Annotated in this window: 6 protein-coding genes; 4 read left to right on the top strand and 2 right to left on the bottom strand. The window is 65.4% G+C overall.

Features of this window, described 5'->3' with window-relative positions; translation table 11 throughout:
* The coding region (locus PHA29_RS10105) for an InlB B-repeat-containing protein (RefSeq protein ID WP_270849498.1) at positions 1-1,857 on the bottom strand (1,857 nt) is incomplete at its 3' end.
* 187 nt (positions 1,858-2,044) lie between these two features.
* Positions 2,045-2,395 (bottom strand): hypothetical protein, encoded by a 351-nt coding sequence (locus PHA29_RS10100; RefSeq protein ID WP_270849496.1) that lies wholly within the window; start codon positions 2,393-2,395, stop codon positions 2,045-2,047.
* A gap of 604 nt (positions 2,396-2,999) precedes the next feature.
* Between PHA29_RS10100 and PHA29_RS10095 the strand changes: the two genes are divergently transcribed.
* The 4 genes from PHA29_RS10095 to PHA29_RS10080 are packed head-to-tail and all read left to right on the top strand — an operon-like array spanning position 3,000 to position 6,221.
* Positions 3,000-3,932 (top strand): transglutaminase-like domain-containing protein, encoded by a 933-nt coding sequence (locus tag PHA29_RS10095; protein ID WP_270849494.1) that lies wholly within the window; start codon positions 3,000-3,002, stop codon positions 3,930-3,932.
* 22 nt (positions 3,933-3,954) lie between these two features.
* Positions 3,955-5,148, top strand: a complete 1,194-nt coding sequence (locus tag PHA29_RS10090; RefSeq protein ID WP_270849493.1) for a type II secretion system F family protein — start codon at positions 3,955-3,957, stop codon at positions 5,146-5,148.
* A 60-nt stretch (positions 5,149-5,208) separates the two neighbouring features.
* Entirely contained in the window at positions 5,209-5,511 is a 303-nt protein-coding gene (locus PHA29_RS10085) for a hypothetical protein (protein WP_270849492.1), read from the top strand.
* Positions 5,508-6,221 carry a DUF4860 domain-containing protein gene (locus PHA29_RS10080; protein WP_270849491.1) on the top strand — a complete coding sequence of 238 codons (714 nt, stop codon included), beginning with the start codon at positions 5,508-5,510 and terminating at the stop codon, positions 6,219-6,221. The genes PHA29_RS10085 and PHA29_RS10080 overlap by 4 nt, the downstream gene beginning before the upstream one ends.
* Positions 6,222-6,331 lie beyond the last annotated feature (110 nt).

Here is a 6,331-nt window from a genome sequence, read left to right as displayed (position 1 = left end):
CAGGTAGATCACGTCGTTCCACTCGGCGGGATTGATTTCCCACTGGGCGGTCAGGACCACATCCTTGGAGGGCATGGTGAAGGTATCGCCGGCCTTATACGTCTGGCCATTGTATTCCCAACCTTCAAACGTATAGCCACTCTTCGCGGGCCTCTGGTTCTTTACCGTTACAGTATCCCCAGTTTCATAGTCATCACTATCGATAGGTACAGTCCCGTCATCATTACCGTTACCGTCATAGGTCACATTGTATGTATCTACAGGTACATACTTCGCATAAAACGTTGTGGCCTCTTCGATCGTGTAGGGGAATTGCGCCTCCTCAGTGCATTCCCTATTGGTAAACCAGCCAACAAAGTCATAAGTTCGACCCCCGAAAGTCTTTGTAGTCTCATAAGACTTCTGCGGACTCGTAGAAGTGCCCAAGTCCAAAACGTATTGCTCGGTTACCGTGAAATCGGTGTCACCAGGTTGCTGAACCATATATTGAGCGCTCGCTCGCTCAGGTGTATTAATGGTGACATTCATGTCAACGTGCCAACACGCAGCACCATTAACAATGTCCGTGCCGTCTTCGTCAGGAGCACCAATTGTATATGTTTCCTTGTGGTAGGTCCAACTAATCTTGACATCATCTGGACTTGAAAGTCCGTACTCATCCTTGTACTCATCGAAGATGCGCTGCTTAATTGTCTCCTCACTCGGAGCGGTCACGACCATACTTGCATCTCTGACCGTTCCCCAAGGCCCCCAATCGCCATTCGCTTTGTAATCGCCGTAATCAGTGCCCTTTCGAAGCCCAGATACATCGATTGTGCCCTCTCCGACATAGAAGAAGGAGTCATTTCCCGTGTCATCCGGATCCGCATCGGGTTTTACGCCATAGAAGTATGCGGTCTGAATATCCATGTTATCGACAACGGTGATTTGCGCCGTAGCCGTCAAGCCATTCGCCGATGCGTATATCGTGGTTGTACCAGCCTTCACACCGTGAACCACACCATCTTGGTCAACGGATGCCACTGCCTCATTTTCACTTGACCATAAGACATCAGATTCTTCGGGATACACGTTGACCTGTAATTGAGTCTGTCCATCACGCATAATTCGAACAGCGTAAGGAACGACAGATATACTCGGGGCAATCTCGCTCCACATGGCGTAAAGATCCATGTCGGAAGTAACAGATATTTCTTCACCAGCACTGTACTCGGGCTCAGTGGAATCAGGGCTCGTCGCCCATCCAATAAAACGATGCCCATCATATGTGAAAGGATTGGTCAGAATTGTGGCGGTTACGCTGCCAACAGGGCCAGATACCGTCTCATTTCTTTGGTCATCGGTACCGTTGTTCGCATGGTAAGTCAGGCTGTATGAAGCCGGCTCCGAAACCTTGAAATACTTCTCTTCCGTGTCGGTCCTATGCTGGAACCAATCCCAGTCCCAGTACGTATATGTGTGAGTGACTTCAACGGTGTCCGTAGTGGGAGAAAGACCAGTCACATTGCCATCTTGATCAACACTGACCAACTGGTTTTGTGATGAAACATAGCGGTGGTCTCTACCCTCGTTACTCCACCCAATAGCATCCGCATCGAGCCGCTCGTTCACGCTCAGGACATACGGACTATCAGGTGTTCCGATGCCGATGGCACGTGTATCAATGAGGGCTGTCGCCGCATCCGCCGCCAGGCTCTCCCCCGCGGTGTCATCGGCGGCCGGCTCGTCCGCGGCGGGAATCTCCGCGGTCTCGACGGTGATCGCCAGGCCGTCGTTCACGACCTCGGCGGGAATCGTGTACGTACCGGACTCGTCGGCGGCCACATCGGTGTCCGCACCATCGACGGTGTAGAACACGCGGCTCGCCTGGAAGCCGTCGTTGGCAGTCACGGAGAACTTGATCTCGGTCTGGGTCGGGAAATCGACCGCATCCTTGTTCTCGGAGACCGTCTGCTCGGCGCCGTTCGCGTCGGTGTACTTGAGCGACGCGTTCGCGACCTTGACCGCTACCTGCGCGGTGGTATCCTCCTCGACCGCGGCGGGGTCATTCTCGGAAGAACCCCCCCCCCGTGAGGTTATTCTGGTCGCTCTCGGTCCCAGCGGCCTCGTCGGGCTGCTGGTCGTCCGCGGGCTGCACGTCAGCCGTGGTGTCCGTGGCGGCGTCCGCGGACGTATCCGCAGGATCATCCCCCTCGTCCACCGTGGCGTCGGTCCCCTCGGCGGGGGTCCCCTCCGCGGTGGCAGACTGGTTCTCGGTGTTCACCGTGCTGTCCTGGATGATCTGCTCCTGAGCGTCGGCCGTGATGCCGAGCTCCTCAGCGATCGCCGGGACGTTCATGGTGGAGATGGTCATCGCTGCGACGAGCACGCCCACCAGCGCACGCTTGGCACCCACGCGATGCTTTTTCGCGAAGTGCCGGCCTTCTTCCCGAAGGTGCTTCCATGAAGACATAGTTCCCAACCCCTCTCCCGGGCTGCGGCCCATTCCCGTAAGCCGCGCGTCCGGACTAGTGACGCATCGCGGGTCTTCCTTCCGCGAAACTGCCTGGTTCAGATGCCATATCGAGATAGCATCCCAGTTATTTCGCACGCTAATAGTTTCCAGCCCCCCCTGTCAATATACGTGACACAAGCGGGGTCCTTTTGGTTTCAAACGCATGTCCATCCGATGCCTGCACTGCTGGGGGCTTGTTTTCTGCCGTTCGCCCGCCGCCGCTCCAAGAATACGGACCCCCTTATATGCAGGGGGTTGGTTTGAGTGCGTGCATAATACGGGGCAGAGCGGCACCCCGTGTTTTCGGCAAACGGCGATGTAAAGCGGACTAGCGAGATTCCGACCGGGTCCGCCGGCGCTCTCTGCGTGGAATCACGCCAAGCGGGGCGCCTGCATATCGTCTGGCGAGGGACGGGCGCCCGCTCCGCACCCCGCCCTGCACGGTGCCCGGCGGGGTGCCTGCTATGATGGGGGCACGTAGCCCCACGAACACGGAGGACCGCCGATGCGCCCTGGACCCACAGCTCGCCGCCTCGCCTGCCTGGCGCTGGCAGCCTGCCTGGTCCTTGCGGGATGCGGCGGCTCCGGCGGGGGTGGGACCGGGGAGGACGACTCCACCTCCGGCCCCGCGTACAGCGAGCCCGCGCAGGTCGTCGCCGCGTCGTTCGACCCCGCGGCGGCATCCGGGCAGAACGACGCGCTGATCGACACCTCGCACATCGCCGAGGGCTACGTCGCCGCGTCCGCCGTCAACGGGAACCGCCTCAAGTTCCAGGTCTCCAGCGGCGACATGAGCTACAACTACGACCTCCCCGGCGACGGCACACCCATCGTCTGCCCGCTCAACATGGGCGACGGCACCTACCGCCTGCGCGTCATGCAGAACACCGGCGGCAGCAACTACGTGGAGATCGCCGCGACCACCGTGGACGTGTCCATGACGAGCGAGTTCGAGCCCTTCCTGCGGCCCAACGTCTTCTGCAGCTTCGCCGACGACAGCGCCTGCGTGCAGCTCGCGCGCGAGCTCGCCGCGGACGCCCAGAACCAGGGTGACGTGCTGCGCTCCGTGTACCGCTGGATCCAGGACAACATCTCCTACGACACCGGCAAGGCCGCGGAGCTGGCGGACGCCACGGGCTACGTCCCGGACCCCGACGCCACGCTGGAGAGCCGCACCGGGATCTGCTTCGACTACGCCTCGCTCGCGGCGGCCATGCTGCGCAGCCTGGGGATCCCGTGCAAAATCATCACCGGGTACGTCTCGCCCGACGGCATCTACCACGCCTGGAACATGGTCTATATAGACGGTGAGTGGATCAGCGTGGAGATCAGCGTCGGCCCTGACAGCTGGACCCGGATCGACCTGACCTTCGCGGCGGCGGGGGCCGGCTCCACCGTGGGCGACGGCACCGACTACACCGACCGCTATGTATACTGAACGGAAACGATGGGGGTTGGCTATGGATAACAAACGCTCGGGTCACGACGACGCGCCGGTCGCCGGCGCGTCCGGCGGCGCCCGCTCCGCATACACCCCCTTGTCCGGCGGCGAGGTGTCGTCGTTCTGCGAGGGGATCGCCATCATGCTGGCCGCCGGCATCCAGACCGACGAGGCCGTCCACATGCTGTCCGAGAACATGGGCGACACGCCCCTGCACCGCGCGTGCGACGAGGTCTACCGCGGGCTGGTGTCCGGACGCGGGCTGGCGGCGTCCATGCGCGCGGCGGGCGGCGCGGGTGCGGACGGCGCCGCGAGAGATCCGGGCGCGGGCCCGGCGGCTGGCACGGGGCGCGGCGCCGAAGCCCCCGTCTTCCCCGCGTACGCCGTCGCGCTCGTGGGGATCGGCGAGCGCTCCGGCCGCCTGGAGAACGTGCTGCGCTCGCTCGCGGTCTACTACGACGAGGAGGAGCGCGTCTTCGCCAAGCTGCGCGCGAGCATCGGCTACCCGGCGGCGCTGCTGTGCGTGATGAGCGTCATCCTCGCCTTCACCGTGATCGGCATCCTGCCGGTTTTCCTCGGCGTGTACGACGAGCTCGCCGGCGGCCTCGCCGGGGGCTCGTTCGCCGCGGTGGGCGCGGCGGTCGCCGTCGGGTGGGTCGCGCTCGTGCTCACGCTCGCCGTGACCGCCTGCGCGCTCGTCGGCTCCGCGGCCGTGCGGACGCCACGCGGCCAGGCGCGCATCCTCGCGCTGCTCGAGCGGCTCCCCGTCACCCGCCCCGCCATGTACCGGCTCGCGCTCAGCCGCTTCTCCGCGGCGGCCTCCGCCTACCTGGCGTCGGGCGCGGACTCCAACACCGCCATGCGCGAGGCGCTCCGGGTCGTCGACCACCCCGTGCTGCACGAGCGGCTCGAGCGCGCGCACGACGCCATGGTCGACCCCGCGCGGGCGCTCAGCCTCTCGCAGGCCGTGACGGAGTTCGGGGTCTTCGAGCCGGTCTACGCCCGCATGCTCGCCATCGGCTCGCGCGCGGGCAGCGTGGACGGCGTGCTCGAGCGGCTCTCCGCCACGTTCTTCGATGACGCGGTGGCGCAGATCGACCGCGCGGTCGACGCCGTCGAGCCGGCGCTCGCAGCGCTGCTCACCGTCGCCGTGGGCGCGACGCTCATCTCCGTCATGCTGCCGCTCGTCGGCATGATGGGCGCGATCGGATAGCAACCGGGCGCGCCGGATCCGCCGGCGCAGCAGAACGACACCGCGAAGGGAGGCGAGGAGATGGGGAAGCACCTGATAAGGAGGGTCATCGTGCCCGTGGCGGCGGTGGCGGCGATCGTCGCCGCATGCGCCCTGGGCGGCAGGGCCGTCACCGATATGACGCGCGAGCAGGGAGCCGCCTCGCTGCGCGCGGCGGTCCTCGACGCGGCGATGCAGTGCTGCGCGATCGAGGGCTCCTACCCGTCTTCCCTCGCCTACCTCGAGGAGCATTACGGGCTCGTCGTCAACCGGGACGACTACGCCGTGACCTATGAGTCGTACGCGGCCAACGTGCCGCCCAGCGTGAGGGTGGTGCCGAGATGAGCCGGTCAGCCGCACAGGGCGCCGCGCGGGCGCGCGGGCGGTCGCTCGCCCGGATGGGCCGCATGGAGCACCTGGTCGCCGAGCGCCAGGCCGCCGCCGAGGCGCGCGCCCGGCTTGCCGGGGCCGCGCCGGGCGGGAGCGCGGACGGGGGCGCCCGCGAGGACATGCTGCTCGACGCCATCGAGGAGGCGCGGTTCGCCTCCGGCGGCGAGGGCGGCGCCGGTGCCGGGTCGAGGTCCGGGGTGCTCGCCGTCTCGGGCCATGCCTTCACGGTCGCGCTGTTCGCGCTGTTCGTAGTCGCGCTCCTGCTCGCCATCCTCGCGGGGACCGGCGTGTACCGCGCGCTGCGCGCGGCGGACGGGGCAGCCTCCGACGAGCGCCTCTCCACGAGCCTCATCGCCAACGCCGTGCGCGCCACCGACGCCGCGGGATCCGTCTCGGCGGCCGAGGGCCCCGAGGGCCCGGCGCTCGTGTTGACCGAGCATCTGGACAGCGGGGACTACCAGACCCGCTTCTACCTGTACCGCGGCTTCGTGGTGCAGGAGTACGCGCTGGCGGACGCGCCCCTGGCGCCCGACGCGGCCACGCCCGTGGTCGAGAGCACGAGCTTCTCCTTCGAGCTGGACAAGGGGTCCGGGCTGCTGCGCGTCTCCACCGACGCGGGCGAGGTCCTCGTGGCCCTGCGCAGCGCGGGAGGTGATGCGCGATGAGCCGTCGGGATGCTGCGGGCGCGGGCCGGGTCGATGGGACCGGCCGCAGTGGCGGGCGCATGGGCGCGGGCCGGGTCGGCGGGACCGGCCGCGGTGGCGGGCGCATGGGC

Source organism: Candidatus Collinsella stercoripullorum (assembly GCF_027669965.1).
Classification (GTDB): domain Bacteria; phylum Actinomycetota; class Coriobacteriia; order Coriobacteriales; family Coriobacteriaceae; genus Collinsella; species Collinsella stercoripullorum.
Note: the sequence above shows the minus strand (reverse complement) of the source record. Positions and strands in the feature narration are given on the sequence as shown.

What these genes read in the sequence shown, in the direction of transcription:
- PHA29_RS10095 (WP_270849494.1), top strand. Translation starts at nt 3,000, where the DNA reads ATGCGCCCTGGACCCACAGCTCGCCGCCTCGCCTGCCTGGCGCTGGCA.
- PHA29_RS10090 (WP_270849493.1), top strand. Translation starts at nt 3,955, where the DNA reads ATGGATAACAAACGCTCGGGTCACGACGACGCGCCGGTCGCCGGCGCG.
- PHA29_RS10085 (WP_270849492.1), top strand. Translation starts at nt 5,209, where the DNA reads ATGGGGAAGCACCTGATAAGGAGGGTCATCGTGCCCGTGGCGGCGGTG.
- PHA29_RS10080 (WP_270849491.1), top strand. Translation starts at nt 5,508, where the DNA reads ATGAGCCGGTCAGCCGCACAGGGCGCCGCGCGGGCGCGCGGGCGGTCG.